The organism is Streptomyces sp. NBC_00984 (assembly GCF_045162475.1).
In the GTDB taxonomy this organism is placed as follows: domain Bacteria; phylum Actinomycetota; class Actinomycetes; order Streptomycetales; family Streptomycetaceae; genus Streptomyces.
This window is the reverse complement of the sequence record NZ_CP108734.1, coordinates 21,591-42,175: the sequence shown is the minus strand read 5'-3', so window position 1 is coordinate 42,175 and position 20,585 is coordinate 21,591. Positions and strand designations below refer to the sequence as shown.

The window sequence follows — 20,585 nt, the reverse complement described above, 5'->3', positions numbered from 1 at the left end:
ACCAGGTTGCGCATCTAGTGCTGTGACCGGGATGGTTCACCGTGGTCGGGAGACGGCTCACGGGACGAGCGCGGTCCGCGAGGCGACTGGTATTAATGGTGCATGCAGGAAGAGACCGCGCGGTCCGCGATCGACACGTTCATCTCCGCGTTCAACGCCTCGGACGACAGCTATGTGACTGCGCTGCTCTCCCAGGCCCTAACCTCGGACGTGGTCTTCTGGGGACCGTTGGGCCGCAGTGAGGGGATCGAGGCGGTCGAGCGGTTCGTGCTGGACATCCGGCGCCACCCCGCGGGGACCGGCACGATGGTGCGCTGTTCGGCGGTGGACATGCCGGACGAGTGGGCCCGGTACCAGTGGGTCTTCACGACGCCGGATGGAGGCCCCCGCCTGGCGGGAACGGACGTCGTCCATCTGCGGCGGAGCCTCATCGACCAGGTCATCGTCTTCGCGGGGGAGATCGAGCCGTCCGCCTCCTGAGTCATCCTCCTCTGGCGCCGTCCTTCTCCTGAACCGGCCCCGTTCGGGGCTCCGGGTCTGCCCAGCCGAGATCATCTTCACAACGCTTCGGTCGTCCGCGCTTGGCCACGAGCGGACCGATGATGCGCTGTGGCCGCGCAAGCTCGCGGTTGGTCAGGCTGCGGTGTTGAGGGGCGTCCGCAGCACCGCCACCGCGACCTGGACCGTCACGTGGACGGCCCCCCGCCCTCAACGACGGCGGCGAGTTCACCGAGACCCGACAGACCGGCTTCGGTGTACGTGTCGGTGAGGTCCAGGTCCTCAACTAGCCGGCCGGGCCCGCCCCGACCACGGGCCCGACCACAGACCCGACCACGGGCCGACGCAGGCCGACCACAGACCCGACCACCGCAGGCCAGGGCCAACACGCTGCTCCTGGACCACGATCCCGGCCGCCGCGCCGGCACCCCGTTGCACGGGAGCCCGGCGGCCGGGGCGATCGGTGATGCGCTGCCCGTACGATGACTGGCGTTGTTCACGAGATTCGGTTCTGGCACACATTCCGTGAAAGATGTGACGGAGTTTTAGATCTTTGGTATTTGGGTTGTTCTGGCCTGGTGTCTTGTTGTTGGGCTGGGGATTTATGGGTGGGTGCAGTGGCCGGTAGTGGCTGTGTCCGGGTGCTGTGCAGGGGTGTTCGGTTTGGTTGTTCGGGCTGTTGATCTGGGGTTTGGTAGTTGGGCGGGATTGATCTTGTGTTTGTTGTGGGTGTGGTGGCACGTCTATAGGTGCCTGTAGGGGTGTCGGCCGTGCCTGGTGCTTGTTGGTGCTGGTCAGGGGCGTGCGTGGGTGAGGTAGACGGTCAGGGGATCGCTGGTGGTGGGGGTCAGGGTGTCGAGTTTGAGGCGGTGGGCGATCACGCCGAGGAGATCGCCCGTGCGGGTCCGGCGCGTGTGGGGGAGGGTTGCCAGGGTGCGGGCGAGGGCGACGGTTTCGGGGTAGGTCACCAGATCACGGGCCAGGAGAACAGCCGAGGCAGTCCCTGCACGGCCCAGATGGGTGTTGCCCGCAACGAGCCGGCCCAGGCGATGCTGCCAGCGGCCGGTCAGATGCTGCTGGTGGTCGTACCAGCGTGTGGTGACCGCGCGTGCCGTCATCCAGGCGCTCGCGGCCTGGGGGTGACGCTTCAGACGCTGGTGGGCGTGGTGGGCCGTGATCAGTTCGGGCACGGCCCAGGTGTGGAGCGTGGACGTGAGCCGCGGGCCGGGAGCGGCTTGCTGGTGGCGCGGACAGACCAGCCGGTGCCAGGGCCGATGAACCCACGCCATCCCGGTCACGCCCCGGCTGTGGTGCCACGTACACAAGGCGCAGGCGGCCACGGGCTGATGTTCGGCTTCGAGGGGTTTCCAGTACGCGGCGGCCGGCCCGGGACCAGAACGGCGGTGGTGGGTCAGGTGGGGCAGGGCGCGGGTGAGGTGCGCCAGCGGGATCCGGCCCAGTACAGCGATGCGGTGGGCGGCGCCGGGCGTCAGGCACAGGCCAGCCGCGGGTGAGGTGCCGTGTCCGTGGACGGTGATACCGCTGCCGTCGAGGAGTTGCGGCAGCGTCAGCCGGTAGGCACCGGCGAGGCGCTGTAGGTATGAGGCGGTCGCTTCGAACAGCAGTGGCCGTACCCGGAACACCCCCGGTGCCAAAGGCGGGATCCGCGCCGCCCATGCCCCACCGGCGGGTACGCCGCTTCCCGCGGCATCGGGTGCGGCCGCCCAAGAGGCCGTGAGAACGGTCTGGCTCACCGAGTGCTGGTCTTGGTCCGGGTGCGGGGCCGGTAGTGCTGTTCGGCGAGGTGATCGAGGCGGACAGCGTCGAGGGTGGTCCTGGTGATCCGTTCGGTGCCGTCGGCCAGCGCGGTCAGGGCCGCCTGCTTGATCAGACGGGCCAGAGACCCGATCCGTCCGGCGGTGCGCGCGTGCAGGTACGGCGCCAGCCTCACCAGGCTCCCGGCCCGGTGATATCGCAGATCGAGCGCGTTCTCCATCGCCCGTACCAGGTCTTTGAACGGCTCGTGGACTCTGCTGCGCAATTCCTGGGTCAGGCTGTGAGTCGGTAGGCGAGGCGTTCGAGCCGGCTGCTGCGGGTGTGATGCTGGTCGTGTCCGGTCCAGTGGGCGTCGAGTCTGATCACGTTGAGTGCGGTGGCGGAGAAGGCGTGTTGGAGGCGGACTTTCGGTAGCCCGCGGTAGCGGGCCCGGCGTATGCCGGTGATGTCGAGGGCTTGATTGATAGTGCCTTCCACACCCGCTCGCAGGGCGTACTTGGCCTTCCACGTCTCGGTCTTCTGCTCGGCGCGGGCCTGGGTGAGGGCTTCTTCTGGCTCTCTGGGGCGCAGGGTGAGCATGCGGCGGCCTTTCGCGGAGCTGGTGCATTGGTCGCGGAAGGGGCAGGGGCGGCAGGTGCGGACGCCGAAGGTGATGACGATCGTGTCCGTTCCGTGCTGTTTCACGGGGTTCCAGTGCGCGCTGGTCTTGCCGGCGGGGCAGCGGACCTGGCGGGCCCTCCAGTCGATGATGAAGGCGCTCTTGTCGAAGCCGGCGTGGGCCTTGGCCTGGGCGGAATGATCCAGCAGAACCGGGGTGACCATACGGGTGCCCTGTTTCAGCGCGGCGGCGATGAGGTCGGCGGATGGATAGCCGGAGTCGAGGTAGTGCTCGGCGGGCCTGATGCCGTGCTCGGCCAGGCGCTGTTGGACCGGGGCGGTCGCTTTCACATCGGGCACGGTGGCATCGGTGGTGCACACGTCCGTGATCAGATTCGGTGCCGCCCGGACACCGGCTTCGGCTTCGGCTTCGGCTTCGGCTTCGGCTTCGGTGGGAGTGTCGCGGGTCTCGGTGAGATGGACCTTGTAGCCCATCCAGAACAGGCCCTCGCCCTTGGCCGCCCAGCGTGCGTCCGCGTCGTAGGGGAGGCGAGGCGGCGATGACCGGGCGGGACACCCTCGTCGTCGGCGGCCCGCTTCTTGATCACCTCCCGTCCCCTGGTGTCGGTGCTCAGGTAGTACGTCTGGACGAGGATCTGCCGCAGGATCTGTACGGACTCGATCTCACGGATCCATGGGGGTGTGCCGGGTGACCAGGCCGCCCGGCACAACGCCAGCGCGTCCTGGCCGAAGACCTGCGCGAGCCGGTCGCGTTTCGTCTGCGAGGCGGGCATGCGCCAGCCGTCCACCCGCGGCCCGTACCGGTGAGCGAACTCGGCGACATCGACCTGCCCGGCCAGCCACGACGGCGCCGCGACAGCCAGGGCCTCCAGCGCCGCCCGCACACTCTCCCCGGCCAGCTCGAGGCGGTTCAAGTCCCGCACCGCACTGATCACATGGGTGGAATCGGTCCGCTGCCTGCCCCCGGCCGCGACCAGCCCCTCCTCCACGCAGTACTCAAGGAGACGGTCGAAGACCACCCGTTCCATGCCGTTGTCGGACAGGCGGGAACGGAACCGGCTCAGCACACTGGCATCGAAGCCGGTGTCCGTCAGCTCCGCCCCGAGCGCGTACTTCCAGTCGATCGCCCGCACCGCCATCGCCGCGGCCTGCCGATCGGTCAGATCCTCGGCGAACTGCAACACCGTGACCAGGCACAACACCCCCGGAGACAAACCCGGAGCCCCACGCACCCCGAACGCCGACGCGAACGGCTCGTCCGCGAAAACCTCCGCGAGCCGGTCTCGCACCCGTATCGCCAGGCTCCCCTGCGGGAACGCCGCCCGCGCCACCATCACGGTCTGCTCCGGGACTTCCGGCAGCCCCTCCGGCCGCATCGACATCCACACCACCCCCACGGCCGCACGACAGGACAACGACCGTACAGACGATCATCCCGTGCCCACCTTCACCCCCGCACGGAATTGCGCAGCAGAGTCGCCTGGGGCTGGCCCGCGGCCACCATGACCTACGAGGCCGACCAGGCCGACCTGTTGCGGCACGAGAAGGAGATCGCCGCACACCAGTCTTTCAACTACGCGCTGTTCGGCGCGGCGGAGACAGCTCTGCTCGGCTGCGTCTACATCGACCCACCGGAGAGGGCCGGCGCGGACGGCGAGATCTCCTGGTGGGTGGTGGACGAGCTGGTGGGCAGCAAGGTCGAGCAGGCCCTCGACGAGCTGGTGCCGCAGTGGATCGCCGCCGACTGGCCGTTCGAGCAGCCGCGCTTCCTCGGCCGCGAGATCTCCTGGTCGGACTGGCTCGCCCTGCCGGAGCACCCCAACGCGTAAGTAGCTTTTGTCGTAGTGCTCTGGGGACTTGGTGCTCGAACGGCCGTCTCGATTGGGTGGTCGTCGGGCGTTTTCACGTTGTTGGGTGTGTGGGTGTCTGACTGTGCGCCGAGGTGTGGTGGGGCCGGGTGCCGGCCTGGGCTCAAGCCGCGGTAAGTCGGCCGGTGACGCCGGTGATCTGCTCCCAGGTGGTGAAGCGGATGGTCATTTCGGCTCGGTGTTCGGATGCGGTCATCAGGTGGCGTCGGGGCCGGAAGTGGGGTGAGATACCGCTGAACGCGGACAGGAACCGCTGGGCCCCGCCCACGCTGCGGAAGCCCTTCATGGCCCGTTCGCGTTGCCTCGTCGGCTGGTGACTGTTCTCGGCCCGGTTGTTCAATCCCTTGTGGGAGCGGTGCTCCACCGAGGGCATGACCTCGCGGTGGGCGGCGCCGTAGGAACGCAGCTTGTCGGTGACGACCACTCGCGGCACCCCGCCCGTCGTCATCAGCCTGCGGAAGAAGCGCCTGGCCGCGGCCGTGTCCCGCCGGTTCTGCACCAGGATGTCCAGGACATTGCCGTCCTGGTCGACAGCCCGCCACAGATACTTCTGCTCACCGTTGATCTTGATGAAGACCTCGTCCAGATGCCACTTGTCCCCTGGCCGTGGCTGTCGGCGGCGCAGCGCGTTGGCGTACGCCTGCCCGAACTTCAGACACCAGCGGCGCACGGTCTCGTGGGACACGATGACACCGCGCCCTAGCATCAGCTCCTCGACTTCACGGAAACTGAGCGGGAACCGGAAGTACAGCCACACACAGTGCGCGATGATCTCGACCGGGTACCGGTGCCCCCTGTATGACGGCGACACGCTCCCCACGGACGATCCCCCTCCACCATGATCAACCGAGGATCCTCCCACGCCACCCGCCAACGTGACAGCGCCCTTGTGGCGCATGCTGCGGCCCGGAGACCGGCACGACCGGTGCATGAGGGACACCCTCAACGCGCTCAAGGAGGACGGCGAAGTCCGAGTGGAGACGCGGCTGGAGTCGAACCATCAGCTGTGGGTGCTCACCGAGCGAGGACACAAGGAGGCCAAGCAACTGCTGCCGGGGAACGTACGGGTCTCCGCACTGCGCAAGCTCAAGTTCGACGATGAGGGTGAGCCGGTTACCGGCGAGGGCTTCGACGAACACGCGGCCGCCGTCACGATGACCGCTGCGGTCCTCACCGGGGCCGGCTTCGGCACACCGCTGTCCTGGCAGACCGAGATCGGCCACAAGCTCCCCTACGGCTACACCCAGTACGCCGACCTGACGATGCGGGCCCCGGATGCCGAAGTGCCCGCGATGCTCCTGGAGGTCGACCGCGTGAACGAGCCCGTCGACGTCCTGGTGGCCAAGGTGCGCCGCTACACCGAGTGGTTCGAGCTCCTGGCGCCGAAGGCCGACAAGGCCAAGGCGCAGGCGGCCCGCCACGACGGTGCGGCGGTGCACGACTTCCGGCTGTGGTCGCGGATCTACCCGGCGACCGGCCGCGCGGGCTACGTGCCGGTGGCGTTCGTGTTCACGGGCAAGACGACGGCGCAGCGGGCCAGCAGGATGCAGCGACTGGAGCAGGCCGCCCGTTCCTACTTCGCCGGCACCAAGTACGCGGGCGGTGGCATCACGGCCGTCGACTACCACCAGGCGGTGCCCGTGGTCGTGACCGAGCTGGAGCGGATCACCGCCGACCCGGCCGGGGCGGCGGGGAAGGTGTGGCGCAGGCTCGGGCGCGATGAGTGGCAGACGCTGACGGAGGCCCTGGATAACCCCGACGGTGACCGGCTGTACGTGGTGCAGCGGGAGCAGGCCCGCAAGCGCCAGAAGGAGCGCGAAGCCGCGGCCCGCGAGGCGCAGCGGCCCGTGTGCAGGCGCTGCGGAGCGAAGTTCACCGACGACCGCTGGGACACGGTCCGGCAGTACCCGGCGCAGCAGCACCGCGAGCTGTGCGGACCGTGCCTGCGCGAACACCATGAACAGGCGCAGGCGGAGAAAGCTGCGCGGCTCCAGGCGGAGGAAGCCGCAGCCCGGGAGGCGGCCGAAGCGGAGGCGAAGAAGAACCGCGGACTGTTCGGCCGCCGCCGGTAGCGGCGCGTGGGCCGGCGGGTGGAGGACGTCTTGTCCGCTGCCGGGCCGGGGCGGAAGGATCGGATGCGGACCATCCACGACCGAGGGGGAAGAACACGGTGAGCAACAAGCTGCTGGCACCGGACGGCTGGCTCGTACTGGGACTGCCCTGGCCGGAGCAGACCCAAGATGGCTGGGGTGAGTGCGCGGTGGCCGTCGCCCCGACGATGATTCCCCGCCACCTCGTCAGCAAGGGCGCCGGCATTGCGCTCGATCTCGCGACCGGCCTGGCCCGCGACCCGAAAGACGGGCCGGGCAAAGCGGTCTTCTTCTCCGACGTCACCCTCTGGCTCGACAAGCAGGGCAAGGACTGGGCGGATTTCGGAGCCGACTACGAAGCCGTCATCGAGGAACTCGTCAAGGCGCCGGTCCCGCAGCTCTACATGACGCTCGTGCAGAAGGCCCACGCCATCCTGTGCGACGCCAGCCGCGACGGGGTGCGCCTGTACTACCCGGGCGGCGACGTCGAACACGTCACCCCGCAGGTACGCGCCGACGTCCACGCCGCCCTCACCACCAGCCTGGAACGGGACTGGCCGCCCTACATTCAGGGCCTCATCGACCGCGGCGCCCTCCAGACCCGATAGCCGTACCGCACCGCCACGGGCCCGGCCTTCACCCAGGCCGGGCCCGTCGCCGCCCCGCCCCGGCACCGGCTTGGCCGCGTCATCGGAGGCAGTGGTCACAGCCCCACGGTAAGCAATGCCGCTGCCAGCTGATGGATGTCACCGCTCGGGCACTTGCGGCGAAGGCCGTCCATCGACTTCTTCACGTCTTCGAGCTGGTCACCGAGCACACGCATGCGCCAGTCCATACGCTCCATCCGGGCCGCGACCGCCAGCGACGCGAACGCCCGCGCCAGCTGTGCCGCACCTGCATCGCCCTCCTGTGCCTTCTTGGCGTAGACCCTGGCGAACCTTTCGTACTGCTTTGCGCGTTCCGTCGCTTCTTCGTGTGCGGTCATGCGCGGCCCCTCCCGGTTGATCCCTCCCACCGTTGTACCGACCGCGCCCCACAGGCGGGGCGCCTGCGGATTTTTGGGCCGCGAAGTTGTCCACAGGTCCCAGTTCGGGGCCCGCATTTCGCCTGAATCTATCCACAGGCCAACGGATTTACGGTTCGTGTCCGCTTCCGGGTGTGAGGTGCCGGGACGCAGATCGAAAGGGCACGTCCATGGCGCAGACGAAGTTCGACAAAGCAGGTGGAGGAGAACGCCGAATCCCTCATGTTCGGCATCGGCCGGGTTCTGGCCGGCCGTGACCTGGACGGCGTGAAGCGCACCGACGCCACGTTCTGGCGCGCAGGCACCCGAGTCCTGCCGAAGGTGGAGGGCAAGGTCCGGCGCCGCTCGTACAAGGCCGGGTGGCGGCGCCTGTCCTTCCGCCTCGCCCTCGGGGCGGGTATCGCGGAGAGCGGCTACCTCGCCGGCCGCGACCCGAACGCCACCGTGCAGACCGCACAGGACCTCTGGGAGAACCGGGAGACGGCGCTCGCCGCGCTGGAGACCAGCGGGATCGGCGCGGCTTCCGTTCTGACCGCCGGCAGCGCGGCGTACATGGTGCTCACCCGCGAGCGCCGGGAGCTGATGCGCGAGTGGGTCGTCCCACTGCACGAAGCCATCGCCGGACCGCTCGGGTACGCGGAGCAGACCGACCCGCGCCGCTACCTCCACATCCCGAAGAACTTCTCCGACGACGACGCGCAGATACGCGTCGACCTGCCCCGGAACCTGAAGTTCTCGAAGGACCAGGTCGCCGACCTCATCACCCAGAAACTAGCCCTTCAGGGTGTGACGTTCGCCTGGAACGTCGCCGGGCGCGACACGCACCTGCTGGTGAAGAAGACCCGCAAGCCCCCGGCCAAGGCCGCCTTCAAAGACCCCAAGACGCGGGAGCTGGTGGCCAAGGCCGAGGAGTCCGCGCCCATCATCGGGATCGGCTCCGGCGGCCGGATCGTCTCCGTCGACCTGGACGCCGACTCCCCGCACATCCTGGTCAACGCCTCCACCGGCGGCGGCAAGTCGGTGACCCTGCGCTGCATCGCCTGCCAGATGCTTCACCACGGCTCGCGCGTGTTCGTCCTCGACTTCAAGCGGATCTCCCACCCGTGGGCGCGCGGCATCGACGGCGTCACCTACTGCGCCGACATCGCCGACATCCACGACCAGCTCATCGAACTCGGCACGATCGGCCGGCGCCGCACCCGCATCGCCGACGAACTGGGCATCGACGCCGACCCGAAAGCCATCGGCCCGCGGATATTGATCCTCCTCGAAGAGGTCAACGCGACGATGAAGCAGCTGGCCCGCTACTGGGAGAAGATCCGCGAGTCAGGAGACCCGAAGGTCTCCCCGGCCGTCGACCCTCTACATGGGCCGCCAGCTGCGCATGCACGTACTCCTGGTCGCCCAGTCCGCGACCGCTCGCGCTCTCGGAGGCCCGGAGGTCCGCGAGCAATTCTCCACCCGCATCCTCGCCCGCTACAGCGTCAACGCCTGGCGCATGCTCGCCCCCGAGATCCACCCGGCTCCGAAGTCCACCAAGCACCACGGGCGCGCCCAGGTCGTCAGCGGCGGATCCGCGCGGGAGACACAGGTCCTCTTCTTCACCGAAGCCGAAGCCCGTCACTGGGCCACCACCAGCAAGAAGGCCGGAGCCGCCGCCCAACCGGTTCCGGTGCAGCTGCAGAAACCGCCCGCCAACCGCGACCTGCTTGCCGATGCCTGGAGCCCCACCCCGGCCACCGGCCCGGGCGACAGCACGGCCAGCACCACGGCGACACCGCCGACGAGCCCGGCCCCGGCCGACGACGACCAGGCGGTGGGACTGTGCGAGGCCCACCAGCACCACCTGCCGGACATCACCATCGCTGCGCTGCGCTACGCCCACGCCAACGACCGCACCTTCCCCGGCTCGGTCGACAAGCGCGGCGCCGAACTCCTCTACCGCGTCGGCGACCTCAAGCGCTGGGCACGCAACCGGCCCCGCGCCGCCTCCGGCACCACCGACCTGGACTGACCGGCCCTGGCCCGCCGGACGACTGCCGAAGTCCGGGAAACGGGCCATGTCCGGTCCGGCCGACACGATCACCCCAGTCCTGGAGAACACCAGGTTCACCAGCGCCAGGGCGAGCGGCTGCCGCAGTGGCTCGACGCTGTCCTGCGGGACGACTTACCCAGCCTCCATACCCTCGCCGCAGGCATCAATCGTGACCGCGACGCGGTCATCGCCGGCCTCACCCTGCCCTGGAGTTCCGGTGTCGTCGAAGGCCATGCCAACCGGATCAAGATGCTCAAGCGCCAGATGTTCGGCCGCGCAGGCTTTGACCTGCTCCGCAAGCGCGTCCTGCTCTACTCGTGAAGCACAGCTCAGGCCACATCCTGAAGGAGCCCGAACCCCTCCGGGAACCCGTCCAGGAACTCGCGCCGCGCCGGGTCAGCCTCGACTTCAGCCATCGTCCCGAGCTCCGTGCCATCCCTCTTGCCGGGGTGAGCGCGCGGGCCGCCGTGCCGGGGCTGGGCGCTCTGCGGCGGGGCTCGGGAGGCTTTCTGACTTGCTTTTCAGACGGATGGGTTGTCCTGGTAGGTGAAGGAGTTCCAGGAGTTGCTGCCGCCGGCGGTGGTGACCGAGATGGTGATGTTCTGGCCTGGGGATTGTTGTGGGGCGACGGCGGTGATCTGGGTGTCGGAGATGACGGAGAAGTCGGCGGGGACGTTCTCGAAGGTGACTTGTTGCGTGGTGGTGAGGTCGGTGCCCGTGAGAGTGACGGAGGTACCGCCGCTGGTCGACGCGGTGTTGGGGGTGACGTTGGTGATGGTCGGCTGGGGCCAGTAGGTGTAATCGGGGCCGACGACGGTTCCGCCGGGGGTGGTCACGGTGACCGGGACGGTGCCCGGGTTCTGGACGGGGTCGACGGTGACGGCGAGCTGGGTGTCCGTGGCGGACTGGATGGTGACGGGGTTGGGGCCGAAGGAGGCGGAGATCGCGCCGACGAGATTGAAGCCGGTGATGACGGCGGTGTTGCCGCTGTCGGAGGGGCCTTCGGTGGGGCTGACGTCGTTGACCTGGGGGGCTGGGAAGTAGATGAAGTCCCCCAGGAAGCCGGTGCCGCCGGGGGTGGTGACCGTCACGGGGACCGCCCCGGACCCGGCAGGGTTGACGACGGTGATCGAGGTCGCGGTGTTGGTGAGGATGGTGGCGCTGGCGGTGCCGAAGTAGACGGCGGTGGCGTTGGCGAGGTTGTGGCCGTTGATGGTCACGATGGTGCCGCCCGCGGTGCTTCCCTCGTTGGGGATCAAGGTCAGGGGGATGACGCTGACCGTGCCAGCGTCGGTGTTGGTCACGTAGAGGCGGGAGTCGTCCGACGTGACGGCGACGCCGGTGGGGCCTGCCCCGACGCGCAGGTTCCCGGCGAGCGTGTTGGTGGCGGTGTCGATCACACTGACGGTGTTGGAGCCGTAGTTCGCCACGTAGACGTGGGCGCCGTTCTGGCTGACGGTCACGAAACGCGGCTGGTCGCCCACCACGATGCTGCCAGTAATGGTGTTTGTCGCGATGTCGACCACGGTGACGGTGTCGCTGCCGTTGTTGCTGACGTAGCCGTGGGCGCCGTCCGGGGTGATCCCCACAAGAGCGGGTCCGTTGAGCCCGCTGATGGTGGTGGTGACGGTGTTGGTGGCGGTGTCGATCACGCTGATGGTGTTGCTGGCGAGGTTGCCCACGTAGACGTGGGCGCCGTCCGGAGTGACCGTCACACCGGTCGGCCCATTGCTCACCGCGATGGTCGCGATGACGGTGTTGGTGGCGGTGTCGATCACACTGACCGTGCTCGCGTTCTGGTTCGCCACATAGACGCGGGCCCCGTCCGGGGTGACCGACACGCCCGTGGCTCCCGCCCCCACCGCGACGCTCGCGGTGACGGTGTTCGTCCCTGTGTCGATCACGCTGAGCAGCGCAGCGTCGGCCACGCTCACGTAGACGTGGGCCCCGTCAGGTGCGATCGCCAGGAGCGTGGGCCCCGCGCCTGTGGGGATGGTTGCGGTGACGGTGTCGGTGGCGGTGTCGATCACGCTGACCGCGTTCGACGACCTGTTGGCCACATAGGCGCGTGTCCCGCCGGGCGTGAGAACCACACCCAGGGGATTGCCACCAACCGGAATCACGGCGGCGGAAAACGCGGTCAGCGAGAAACGCGTCTCACTCTGCGGAATTGAGCGGGCATCGGTCAGGACAGACATGGCGTACCCCTTGTTCGCGAAGCGGGATGCCGCCCATGTCTCGTGCAGCCGAGAGCCGCATCGCCGCGGGAATCGGACGATGGAGACCAACTCGCCTTTGGGCCGGAGACGATGAGTCGATTCAGATTTACCCTGATAGCCAAGGCTTCCAACACATATCCCCAAAGTGTGATGATCGGTCAATTGGTTCGGGGGTCATCAGTCATCAGGTGTACATGCAGGCGCCTGAGGCGGTGGTGGTGTCGTCAGGGACGAGTGGATCACGGGGTTGGCCAGGACCCGGTCGTAGGTATCGCTGCCGCAGGCGCTGTGACTGTGCGTGCTGCTCACCGCTGTGATCGGCTGGGACCTCTCGCTGACTGTCCCCGTCGCGATCGTGATATGGGCCGGGCCGACTCCGGGAGGCGTTTGGGCGTCTGGGCCGGAGCGAAGACAACTTCCAGGTGACGGCCAGTCACCGCCTCACGGAATGTGAGCCAGAACCCGAGAAGGTTCTGGCTCAGGTTCCGTGCAGCGGTTGCTGTGCGTGATGAAGGCGACATGATCTGCGTCTCGACGATGGGGCAGTAATCCCGAAGCTATGGTGCAGCGATGAGCAACGACTCCCTCCTCGGCCGCGCTGTCCGTCTCGTTCCGCTGTCCGTCAATCATGTAGAGGCGTTGTTCCCCTCAGCGTCGGATCCTGAGGTCTGGCGTTGGATGCCGCGACCTCGCCCAGGCTCCCTGATAGAGATGCGGGAGATGATCAGCCAGATGTTGGCGGATCGGGCGAGGAGATGCTTCGCCGTCCAACGCCTCACGGACGAGACAGTGATCGGCTCGACCAGCCTGTACGAGCTTGACCTCGCTGGGGGCCGCGCTGAGATTGGTGCGACCTGGTTCGATCGTGCTTGTTGGGGCGGTCCCTACAATGCCGAGTCCAAGCTTCTGTTGTTGGCACACGCCTTCGACGATCTGGGCCTTGCTCGAATTGCCTTGCGTACCGACAACCTGAACGTACGGTCCCAGCAGGCGATGACGCGGCTGGGGCTGGTCTATGAAGGGACGTTGCGCAGCCACATGGTGCGCCAGGACGGTACGCGTCGTGATTCGTTGTACTACAGCGTCCTCGTGGATGAATGGCCATCCGTGCGCGACAAGCTTGTCACTCGGGTGGCGGCCAAAGCCGCTGTCTGACCGTGTAGCGGCCCGTCACCGAGCAAGGAGGACCCGCTTCCGCAGGAGAGCAAAGCTAGCGCGACCGAACATCTGCCTCTTGAGCATCTTGATCCGGTTGACGTGTCCCTCGACGACGCCCGAGTTCCAGGGCAGGGTGAGGCCGGCGATGACGGCGTCGCGATCTCTGTCGATGCCGGCGGCCAGGGTGTGGAGGCTCGGTAGGTCGTCCTGTCGGACGGCGTCGAGCCAGTCCGGCAAGCGCTCGCCTTGACGCCCGGTGAGCATGGCTGCGAAGGAACGGACGTGCCGGGTGAGCGCGTCGAGTTCGGGGCAGTGCGTCCGCACGTTCTTGAGCTGGAGTTGCTCGGATTCGGTGCAACTGACTCGCCGGAAGCAACTTTTGCGCCGAAACCCGCGTCTGCCAGGGGGGAACGGGACCGAACCCCACCGACCCATACATGAACGGAGCTTTCGGTGCTCATAGGACTGCTCACCGCTGTGGCAGCATCGATCTGTTACGGCACGGGCTCCGTCCTTCAGGCCGTCGGATCACAGAAGTCAGCCCGCCGGGAGGCCGCCGCGGGCAGCGTGACCCAGCACGGTGGCCCGAGCCTGTCATCCACTGCGAAGGCGGCGATGACCTGGGAGTTCATCGTCGGGACCATCCTGGACTTTGTCGGCTTCGGGCTCGGCGCACTGGCGGCGCGCCTCCTGCCGCTGTTCCTGTCGCAGACCGTGATCAGCGCCAACTTGGTGATCACGGCGGTGCTGAGCATCAAGCTCCTCGGCATCCGGCTCAACCGCGCCGAGCGGACCTCGATTGCCGTGGTCTGCTCCGCGCTGGTGCTTCTGGCGACGGCGGCGGGCCCGGAAGGCAGCGGCGACACCCCGATCTCCACGCACTGGTGGCTGCTGGGGATCTCGCTGCTCCTGATCGTGGGCGGCACCGTGGTCGTACGCCTACTGGGGGCGCGCGCCGCGATCCTGGCCGGCCTGCTGTCCGGACTGGGCTTCGGCGCCCTCGGTGTCGGGGTCCGTGTGCTGAACGGCATCGACCCTTTCGACCCGGGAGCGCTGCTCTGCGACCCGGCGCTCTACACGATCCTGGTGGCAGGCATCGGCGGCATGTACCTGCACACGGTCGCCCTGCAGATCGGCTCGGTCAACGGCGCCACCGCCGCGCTGGTCGTCGGCGAGACCGTCCTGCCGGGCATCATCGGCGTGCTGTGGCTCGGCGATGCCTCCCGTCCCGGCTTCGCCTGGGCGGCGATCACCGGGTTCGTGCTCGCCGTATCGGGCGCGGTGGCAGTGGCCTGGTTCGGATCCCCGAAAGGGCACGACAGCGACCCCGAGGCGGCGCCCGTGACACCCTCCAAGGACACCCGGACGTCCGCGGGGGTCTGACCCGGCACCAGATGCGATGCGCCGAATTTCCAACGCTTGGCCGCCGTACGGGAGTCTGGTGGCCAAACCGACGACTCGGCGCGCGGCTGCTGGAGCTCAGCATCACCGTGTCCACGCACGTTTGCTGGCGATACTCGCGGCGGGCGTATCGCGGCACACGGCCCTGCGCACCCTTCTGCGGATCCCGTTGCCTACCGGGCGGATACCCCGCGTGATCGGCGTCGATGACTTCGCTCTGCGTCGGCGGCACCGCTATGCCACCGTGATCATCGATGCCGAGTCGCATGAGCGAATCGACGTACTGCCCGACCGCACAGCCGACACTCTGGAAGCGTGGCTGCGCGAGCATCCGGGCATCGACATCGTGTGCCGCGACGGCTCAGCAACCTACGCCGAGGCCATCCACCGCGCCCTGCCCGCCGCGACGCAAGTCACTGATCGCTGGCATCTGTGGCACGTGCGCCGTGAAGCGCCGTTTGATCGAGTGGAGGTGGGAGACCTTCGCCGCTGTCCTGTCGCAGCAGGGCGGTGAAGCTGGGGGCAGTCTGATCCGGGAGATGCCGGGGAGGGTGGCAAGCGGCCCCTACAAAGCCGGGACGTATCAGCACTGCCAGATGGTGCGGGTCCGGCGAGCGAGATGGAGAGGTATACGCGAGGAACCGGTGTGTGAAGCCTCCTAAGGTGCCACCAGCTCGAACCTGGCGGATCTGGGCTGGTAGCGGCGCGCACCCGCACCGGGGTTGTTGGTGCCGGGGAACTTCCGGGTGGTTTGTGCTAGACGGCCCGGGAGGCCACAGCGAAGTGCTGCGGGTTAGTTGTGGCGATGCCGCGGGGGTATAGCCGGGTGCCTACTCCGTCGATCGATCGATCGGTGAACACGGGAACCTTCCCGGTCTCGCCCTTCGTCCGCGCTGCCAGCGCGGCCGGGACGGGCTGGGCACATCGTCTGCCGAACAGGCTGGGCAAGGGGCGGAGCCGTCGTAGTAGTCCGAGGCCGGGAGAGCCGGCCACATGGCGAAGGGCGGCAGCGAGATTGCATGGGAGGTACTGCAATGTCCGAAGTCACCGGGGTGGATGCCCCGGTCACGTGGCCGGTGGCTGAGTACGCCGAGCTACGGGTACGGAAGATGCAGATCAAGCTGCACCGTTGGGCGGTAGCCGATCACGGCTTCCGGTTCGACGATGTGTTCAACTTCGTGTGTGACCCGGCCACTTTGGTAGTGGCATTCGAACGGGTCGCAGGCAACACCGGAGCCCGAACGGCGGGCGTGGACGGCCTTCGCGCCGACCACGTGCAGGCATTCGGGGCGGAAGCGTACTTGGAACAGATCCGTTCTCAGCTGAGAGCAGGGGCCTTTCGGCCAATGCCGGTGCGCGAACGGATGATCCCCAAGGCGGGCGGGAAACTGCGCCGTCTGGGAATCCCGACCATCGCGGATCGGGTGGTCCAGGCCGCGTTGAAGCTGGCTATGGAGCCCATCTTCGAGGCGGACTTTCGTCCGTGCTCATACGGGTTCCGCCCCAACCGACGCGCGCACGACGCGATTGCCGAGATCCATCTGTTCGGCACCCAGGGTTACCGATGGGTGCTGGACGCTGACATCGAGGCGTGCTTCGACCGCATCGACCACACGGCCCTGATGGGCCGCGTCCGGATGCGGCTGAAGGACAAGCGGGTGCTTGCGCTGGTGAAGGCGTTCCTCAAGGCCGGGATCATGACTGAGCTCGGCGAACGGAACGAAACCACCTCCGGGACGCCCCAGGCTGGGCCCGTCGATGAATTAGTGGTGCGCGTCGCGTCAACTCGTTGTTGATGTCGCATTCATGACGTATCTGGCGAGTTCGCTGGGGTCGATGAGGCGGACGGGCAGCGGCTCGCTGTGGTGGCCGTGTTGCTGGAGCAGGGGCCGGGTCTGCTGGATGAGGGCGCGCATCTGGTTCTCGCCGATGTGGAAGAGGTGGGCGATCAGCGAGGCGGGCAGTCCTCGCTGGTCCAGGATGGTGGCCCAGATGATGTTCTCCACGGCCAGTTTGCGGTGGCGGGGCCGTTGTTCCGGCGGCAGCGTGTCGATCATCTCGCGGATCTCGGCGACAAGGTGGTCCAGGGCCTGACGGGTAAGGCCGGTGAGCACGGGGTGTGTGGCCAGGGCCGCGTCGAAGGTATGGGCCGTGCGGGGGTGGGAACGACGTCCGCGGGCCTGCAGTGGCACTGTCGGGACGCCGGGCTGCGGCGGAATGGTGTAGTTCCACTCGCCGTGGAAGCCGTCGGAGTCGACCTTCAGCGCGGCGGCGTGCTGTGCGTCGATCTCGATCCCCGTGGGGTAGGCGTTCTCGTCCAGCCGTGCGGTCACACGCAGCCCGGTCGCGGTGGTCGTGGAGGCGATCAGGTTCAGGGCCACCTCGAAGCTGGTCAGCGGGCGGGCTCGCCAGTTCATGGAGATGAAGGAGAACAGCCGGTGTTCAACCTTGTTCCACTTCGATGTTCCCGGTGGCAGGTGGCACACTCTGATCTGAAGGCCGGACTCGGTGGCCAGAACCGCGAGGTTGGCCTTCCACGCTTTGGCACGGGTGCTGTTGGAGCCGCCGCCGTCGGCGGTGATCAGCAGCCGCTTCGCGCCCGGATATGCGGTGCTGCCTTCCTCGTTCCACCAGCGGCGCAGGGCGGCGACCGCGAACGCGGCGGTGTCGTGGTCGGTGCCCACCACGACGAAGCCGGTGTTGCGCCCCACGTCGTAGATGCCGTAGGGGATCGCCGTGCCGGTCGCCTGGGAGGGGAAGTCGTGGTCGAGGACCTTGACCGGGGCGCCCGGCCCGGCCCATTCCCGCCCGCCTTGCGCGAACAGCCCGATCTGCTCCTTCTTCTTCGTGTCCACGCTGATCACCGGGTCCCCGGCGTCCAGGAACCGGCTCACCACGGTGTTGAGGTGGCGGAACTGGGCGTCGCGGTCAGGGTGGGTACTGCCCGCCAGGACCCTGGCGTTGCCGCGCAGGCTGAACCCGGCCTCCTTCAGCAGCGCGGCGATCGTGTCCCGTCCCGCCGCGTGTCCCCGGGCGGCCAGCTCGCCGGCCAGGTTGCGCAGCGATTTCGTGGTCCACGTCAGCGGTCCTATCGGATCGCCCTGCGTGCTGTCCTCGACCAGGGCCAGCAGCGCGGCGCGCAGCCCCGGGTCCTTCTTTGCCGCGGCCGGGCGGCCCCCGCCGGGGCGGCGTACCCGGCCGTCCGGCTCGGCGTCCTCCTCCAGGTCGGCCAGTCCCCGGCTGACACAGCCCTTCGAGACCCCGGCCGCCGCGGCGACCGCGGCGATCCCGCCGTGTCCGAGCTGCCGAGCCTCCGCGCCGTACAGCAACCGGCACTGTCGCTCGTTCAGATGCGGAACCACCGCTTCGAACTTCGCCCGCAACGGACCGATCAACTCATCAAAACGTCCCATACCACATCAACGAGCCCAAGTCCCGGAAGCAACCCGTAGATTCCCGACGAGCCCAGGGAGGGATCCTCTCACCCCTGCTGGCCAACATCGCTCTATCCGCGCTCGACGACTTCGCCGCCGAGCAGTGGACAAACACGATGGCAACCCGGCGGGACCGCGAACGTCGACGGAAACATGGCCTGGGCACCTGGCGACTCGTCCGCTACGCGGACGACTTCGTCGTCATGGTTCACGGGACCAGAGGACACGTCGAAGAACTTCGCGGGCAGGTGAGTGGGGTCTTGGCGACGATGGGGCTGTCCCTGTCGCCGTCGAAGACCCGGATCGTTCACCTGGCAGACGGGTTCGACTTCCTCGGATTCCGCATCGTGTGGAACCGCAAGCGGGGAACGGACAAGTGGTGCGTCTACACCTTCATCGCCGACAAGCCGGTCGAGGCGCTGAAACGGAAGATCAAGTCACTGACCCTCAGGTTGTCGCATCTCGATTACAGGGTCGCGCTGATCAGGATCAACCAGATCCAGCGCGGCTGGGCCAACTACTTCAAGCACGCGGTCGCCAAGCACACCCTTTCGCGCCTTGCCACCTTCGTTTGGTGGCGAGTCGTGCACTGGGTGATGCACCGCAACCGCATGACGTGGAGGGCCATTCGGCGATGGCTCCACACTCCGCAAGGATGGGGAGCGATCCGCATGGAAGGGATCGAACTGTTCAACCTCGCCACGGTGCCGGTCGCCCGCTACCGCTACCGAGGAAACAGCATCCCAACACCCTGGCCGGAACTCTGACCGAACCGATTCTGACGGCATGATCTCGTGGAGAGCCCGGTGCGGTGAAAGTCGCACGCCGGGTTCGGCGGGCGGGTCCGGGAAACGGTCCTGGAGTGATCCAGGAACCGCGCCCGGACCCGACCCGACAACCTGTGCGAAGCAGCCCTGAGCGAGGTGAAGGCACACAGCAGGCTTACAAGGCGAAAACGACCTCTGAGAGGGCATTTAGGGCTCGTCGGGAATCTACGGGTTGCTTCCGGGACTTGGGCTCGTTGATGTGGTATGGGACGTTTTGATGAGTTGATCGGTCCGTTGCGGGCGAAGTTCGAAGCGGTGGTTCCGCATCTGAACGAGCGACAGTGCCGGTTGCTGTACGGCGCGGAGGCTCGGCAGCTCGGACACGGCGGGATCGCCGCGGTCGCCGCGGCGGCCGGGGTCTCGAAGGGCTGTGTCAGCCGGGGACTGGCCGACCTGGAGGAGGACGCCGAGCCGGACGGCCGGGTACGCCGCCCCGGCGGGGGCCGCCCGGCCGCGGCAAAGAAGGACCCGGGGCTGCGCGCCGCGCTGCTGGCCCTGGTCGAGGACAGCACGCAGGGCGATCCGATAGGACCGCTGACGTGGACCACGAAATCGCTGCGCAACCTGGCCGGCGAGCTGGCCGCCCGGGGACACGCGGCGGGACGGGACACGATCGCCGCGCTGCTGAAGGAGGCCGGGTTCAGCCTGCGCGGCAACGCCAGGGTCCTGGCGGGCAGTACCCACCCTGACCGCGACGCCCAGTTCCGCCACCTCAACACCGTGGTGAGCCGGTTCCTGGACGCCGGGGACCCGGTGATCAGCGTGGACACGAAGAAGAAGGAGCAGATCGGGCTGTTCGCGCAAGGCGGGCGGGAATGGGCCGGGCCGGGCGCCCCGGTCAAGGTCCTCGACCACGACTTCCCCTCCCAGGCGACCGGCACGGCGATCCCCTACGGCATCTACGACGTGGGGCGCAACACCGGCTTCGTCGTGGTGGGCACCGACCACGACACCGCCGCGTTCGCGGTCGCCGCCCTGCGCCGCTGGTGGAACGAGGAAGGCAGCACCGCATATCCGGGCGCGAAGCGGCTGCTGATCACCGCCGACGGCGGCGGCTCCAACAGCACCCGTGCCAAAGCGTGGAAGGCCAACCTCGCGGTTCTGGCCACCGAGTCCGGCCTTCAGATCAGAGTGTGCCACCTGCCACCGGGAACATCGAAGTGGAACAAGGTTGAACACCGGCTGTTCTCCTTCATCTCCATGAACTGGCGAGCCCGCCCGCTGACCAGCTTCGAGGTGGCCCTGAACCTGATCGCCTCCACGACCACCGCGACCGGGCTGCGTGTGACCGCACGGCTGGACGAGAACGCCTACCCCACGGGGATCGAGATCGACGCACAGCACGCCGCCGCGCTGAAGGTCGACTCCGACGGCTTCCACGGCGAGTGGAACTACACCATTCCGCCGCAGCCCGGCGTCCCGACAGTGCCACTGCAGGCCCGCGGACGTCGTTCCCACCCCCGCACGGCCCATACCTTCGACGCGGCCCTGGCCACACACCCCGTGCTCACCGGCCTTACCCGTCAGGCCCTGGACCACCTTGTCGCCGAGATCCGCGAGATGATCGACACGCTGCCGCCGGAACAACGGCCCCGCCACCGCAAACTGGCCGTGGAGAACATCATCTGGGCCACCAT

16 protein-coding genes and 6 pseudogenes are annotated in these 20,585 nt (G+C 67.9%); 13 read left to right on the top strand and 9 right to left on the bottom strand.

Translation table 11 applies throughout. The features are described from left to right. Positions 1 to 102: 102 nt before the first annotated feature. Complete coding sequence (locus OG520_RS00230) at positions 103 to 480, top strand: nuclear transport factor 2 family protein (RefSeq protein ID WP_024757633.1); 378 nt, start codon at positions 103 to 105, stop codon at positions 478 to 480. Positions 481 to 1,292: 812 nt separating this feature from the next. Here the strand turns inward: OG520_RS00230 and OG520_RS00225 are convergent. The 4 genes from OG520_RS00225 to OG520_RS00210 are packed head-to-tail and all read right to left on the bottom strand — an operon-like array spanning position 1,293 to position 4,274. After that, positions 1,293 to 2,252, bottom strand: a complete 960-nt coding sequence (locus OG520_RS00225) for a hypothetical protein (RefSeq protein WP_406011696.1) — start codon at positions 2,250 to 2,252, stop codon at positions 1,293 to 1,295. Continuing rightward, a complete protein-coding gene (locus tag OG520_RS00220; protein WP_406011695.1) occupies positions 2,249 to 2,539 on the bottom strand; it encodes a hypothetical protein in 291 nt (96 codons plus the stop codon). Before OG520_RS00220 ends, OG520_RS00225 begins: the two co-directional genes overlap by 4 nt. An 8-nt stretch (positions 2,540 to 2,547) precedes the next feature. Continuing rightward, the gene (locus OG520_RS00215) at positions 2,548 to 3,252 is read right to left on the bottom strand and encodes a transposase (RefSeq protein ID WP_406011694.1); all 705 of its coding nucleotides are present in this window, start codon (positions 3,250 to 3,252) and stop codon (positions 2,548 to 2,550) included. 8 nt (positions 3,253 to 3,260) lie between these two features. Beyond that, the gene (locus OG520_RS00210) at positions 3,261 to 4,274 is read right to left on the bottom strand and encodes a transposase (protein ID WP_406011693.1); all 1,014 of its coding nucleotides are present in this window, start codon (positions 4,272 to 4,274) and stop codon (positions 3,261 to 3,263) included. Between OG520_RS00210 and OG520_RS00205 the strand changes: the two genes are divergently transcribed. Beyond that, entirely contained in the window at positions 4,233 to 4,721 is a 489-nt protein-coding gene (locus OG520_RS00205; protein ID WP_406016375.1) for an N-acetyltransferase, read from the top strand. The two genes, OG520_RS00210 and OG520_RS00205, sit on opposite strands and share 42 nt — an antisense overlap. A 142-nt stretch (positions 4,722 to 4,863) precedes the next feature. On the opposite strand, the gene OG520_RS00200 is transcribed toward OG520_RS00205, so the two are convergent. After that, on the bottom strand, positions 4,864 to 5,580 hold the full coding sequence (locus tag OG520_RS00200; RefSeq protein WP_406011692.1) for an IS6 family transposase: 717 nt from the start codon (positions 5,578 to 5,580) through the stop codon (positions 4,864 to 4,866). Between the two features lie 76 nt (positions 5,581 to 5,656). Here OG520_RS00200 and OG520_RS00195 point away from each other — a divergent pair, with 76 nt between their 5' ends. Continuing rightward, on the top strand, positions 5,657 to 6,832 hold the full coding sequence (locus OG520_RS00195) for a replication-relaxation family protein (RefSeq protein ID WP_406011691.1): 1,176 nt from the start codon (positions 5,657 to 5,659) through the stop codon (positions 6,830 to 6,832). 98 nt (positions 6,833 to 6,930) lie between these two features. Further along, positions 6,931 to 7,458 carry a hypothetical protein gene (locus OG520_RS00190; protein ID WP_406011690.1) on the top strand — a complete coding sequence of 176 codons (528 nt, stop codon included), beginning with the start codon at positions 6,931 to 6,933 and terminating at the stop codon, positions 7,456 to 7,458. Between the two features lie 95 nt (positions 7,459 to 7,553). Here OG520_RS00190 and OG520_RS00185 read toward each other — a convergent pair whose 3' ends face one another. Further along, positions 7,554 to 7,835 (bottom strand): hypothetical protein, encoded by a 282-nt coding sequence (locus tag OG520_RS00185; RefSeq protein WP_406011689.1) that lies wholly within the window; start codon positions 7,833 to 7,835, stop codon positions 7,554 to 7,556. A 261-nt stretch (positions 7,836 to 8,096) separates the two neighbouring features. Between OG520_RS00185 and OG520_RS00180 the strand changes: the two are divergent. The 3 genes and pseudogenes from OG520_RS00180 to OG520_RS00170 form a co-directional block, all read left to right on the top strand. Next, a pseudogene (locus OG520_RS00180) lies at positions 8,097 to 8,900 on the top strand (pRL2-11); the annotation flags it as partial. Positions 8,901 to 9,240: 340 nt separating this feature from the next. Beyond that, on the top strand, positions 9,241 to 9,888 hold the full coding sequence (locus tag OG520_RS00175) for a hypothetical protein (RefSeq protein WP_406016675.1): 648 nt from the start codon (positions 9,241 to 9,243) through the stop codon (positions 9,886 to 9,888). Positions 9,889 to 9,996: 108 nt separating this feature from the next. After that, positions 9,997 to 10,230, top strand: a pseudogene (locus tag OG520_RS00170) (transposase); the annotation flags it as partial. A 200-nt stretch (positions 10,231 to 10,430) separates the two neighbouring features. Here OG520_RS00170 and OG520_RS00165 read toward each other — a convergent pair. Then, on the bottom strand, positions 10,431 to 12,107 hold the full coding sequence (locus tag OG520_RS00165; RefSeq protein ID WP_406011688.1) for an IPT/TIG domain-containing protein: 1,677 nt from the start codon (positions 12,105 to 12,107) through the stop codon (positions 10,431 to 10,433). 591 nt (positions 12,108 to 12,698) lie between these two features. Between OG520_RS00165 and OG520_RS00160 the strand changes: the two genes are divergently transcribed. After that, on the top strand, positions 12,699 to 13,283 hold the full coding sequence (locus tag OG520_RS00160) for a GNAT family N-acetyltransferase (protein WP_406011687.1): 585 nt from the start codon (positions 12,699 to 12,701) through the stop codon (positions 13,281 to 13,283). A 15-nt stretch (positions 13,284 to 13,298) separates the two neighbouring features. Here OG520_RS00160 and OG520_RS00155 read toward each other — a convergent pair. Continuing rightward, positions 13,299 to 13,637 (bottom strand): annotated as a pseudogene (locus tag OG520_RS00155) (transposase); the annotation flags it as partial. 102 nt (positions 13,638 to 13,739) lie between these two features. Here OG520_RS00155 and OG520_RS00150 point away from each other — a divergent pair. The 3 genes and pseudogenes from OG520_RS00150 to OG520_RS00140 all read left to right on the top strand — a co-directional run bounded on the left by OG520_RS00150 (position 13,740) and on the right by OG520_RS00140 (position 16,483). Then, positions 13,740 to 14,669, top strand: a complete 930-nt coding sequence (locus OG520_RS00150; RefSeq protein ID WP_406011686.1) for a hypothetical protein — start codon at positions 13,740 to 13,742, stop codon at positions 14,667 to 14,669. 10 nt (positions 14,670 to 14,679) lie between these two features. After that, positions 14,680 to 15,123, top strand: a pseudogene (locus tag OG520_RS00145) (transposase); the annotation flags it as partial. Positions 15,124 to 15,721: 598 nt separating this feature from the next. Then, a complete protein-coding gene (locus OG520_RS00140; protein WP_406011685.1) occupies positions 15,722 to 16,483 on the top strand; it encodes a reverse transcriptase domain-containing protein in 762 nt (253 codons plus the stop codon). 405 nt (positions 16,484 to 16,888) lie between these two features. Here the strand turns inward: OG520_RS00140 and OG520_RS00135 are convergent. After that, positions 16,889 to 18,100: pseudogene (locus tag OG520_RS00135) on the bottom strand (ISAzo13 family transposase); the annotation flags it as partial. Between the two features lie 5 nt (positions 18,101 to 18,105). Here OG520_RS00135 and OG520_RS00130 point away from each other — a divergent pair. Together OG520_RS00130 and OG520_RS00125 are read left to right on the top strand one after the other, a co-directional pair. Continuing rightward, positions 18,106 to 18,888, top strand: coding sequence for a group II intron maturase-specific domain-containing protein (locus OG520_RS00130; RefSeq protein ID WP_406016374.1), 783 nt, complete (start codon positions 18,106 to 18,108; stop codon positions 18,886 to 18,888). 264 nt (positions 18,889 to 19,152) lie between these two features. After that, positions 19,153 to 20,364 (top strand): annotated as a pseudogene (locus OG520_RS00125) (ISAzo13 family transposase); the annotation flags it as partial. Between the last annotated feature and the right edge of the window lie 221 nt (positions 20,365 to 20,585).

Coding starts and splice junctions, on each gene's coding strand:
- OG520_RS00230 (WP_024757633.1), top strand. CDS start 103: ATGCAGGAAGAGACCGCGCGGTCCGCGATCGACACGTTCATCTCCGCG.
- OG520_RS00210 (WP_406011693.1), bottom strand. CDS start 4,274: ATGTCGATGCGGCCGGAGGGGCTGCCGGAAGTCCCGGAGCAGACCGTG.
- OG520_RS00195 (WP_406011691.1), top strand. CDS start 5,657: ATGCTGCGGCCCGGAGACCGGCACGACCGGTGCATGAGGGACACCCTC.
- OG520_RS00185 (WP_406011689.1), bottom strand. CDS start 7,835: ATGACCGCACACGAAGAAGCGACGGAACGCGCAAAGCAGTACGAAAGG.
- OG520_RS00175 (WP_406016675.1), top strand. CDS start 9,241: ATGGGCCGCCAGCTGCGCATGCACGTACTCCTGGTCGCCCAGTCCGCG.
- OG520_RS00165 (WP_406011688.1), bottom strand. CDS start 12,107: ATGTCTGTCCTGACCGATGCCCGCTCAATTCCGCAGAGTGAGACGCGT.
- OG520_RS00160 (WP_406011687.1), top strand. CDS start 12,699: ATGAGCAACGACTCCCTCCTCGGCCGCGCTGTCCGTCTCGTTCCGCTG.
- OG520_RS00140 (WP_406011685.1), top strand. CDS start 15,722: ATGTCCGAAGTCACCGGGGTGGATGCCCCGGTCACGTGGCCGGTGGCT.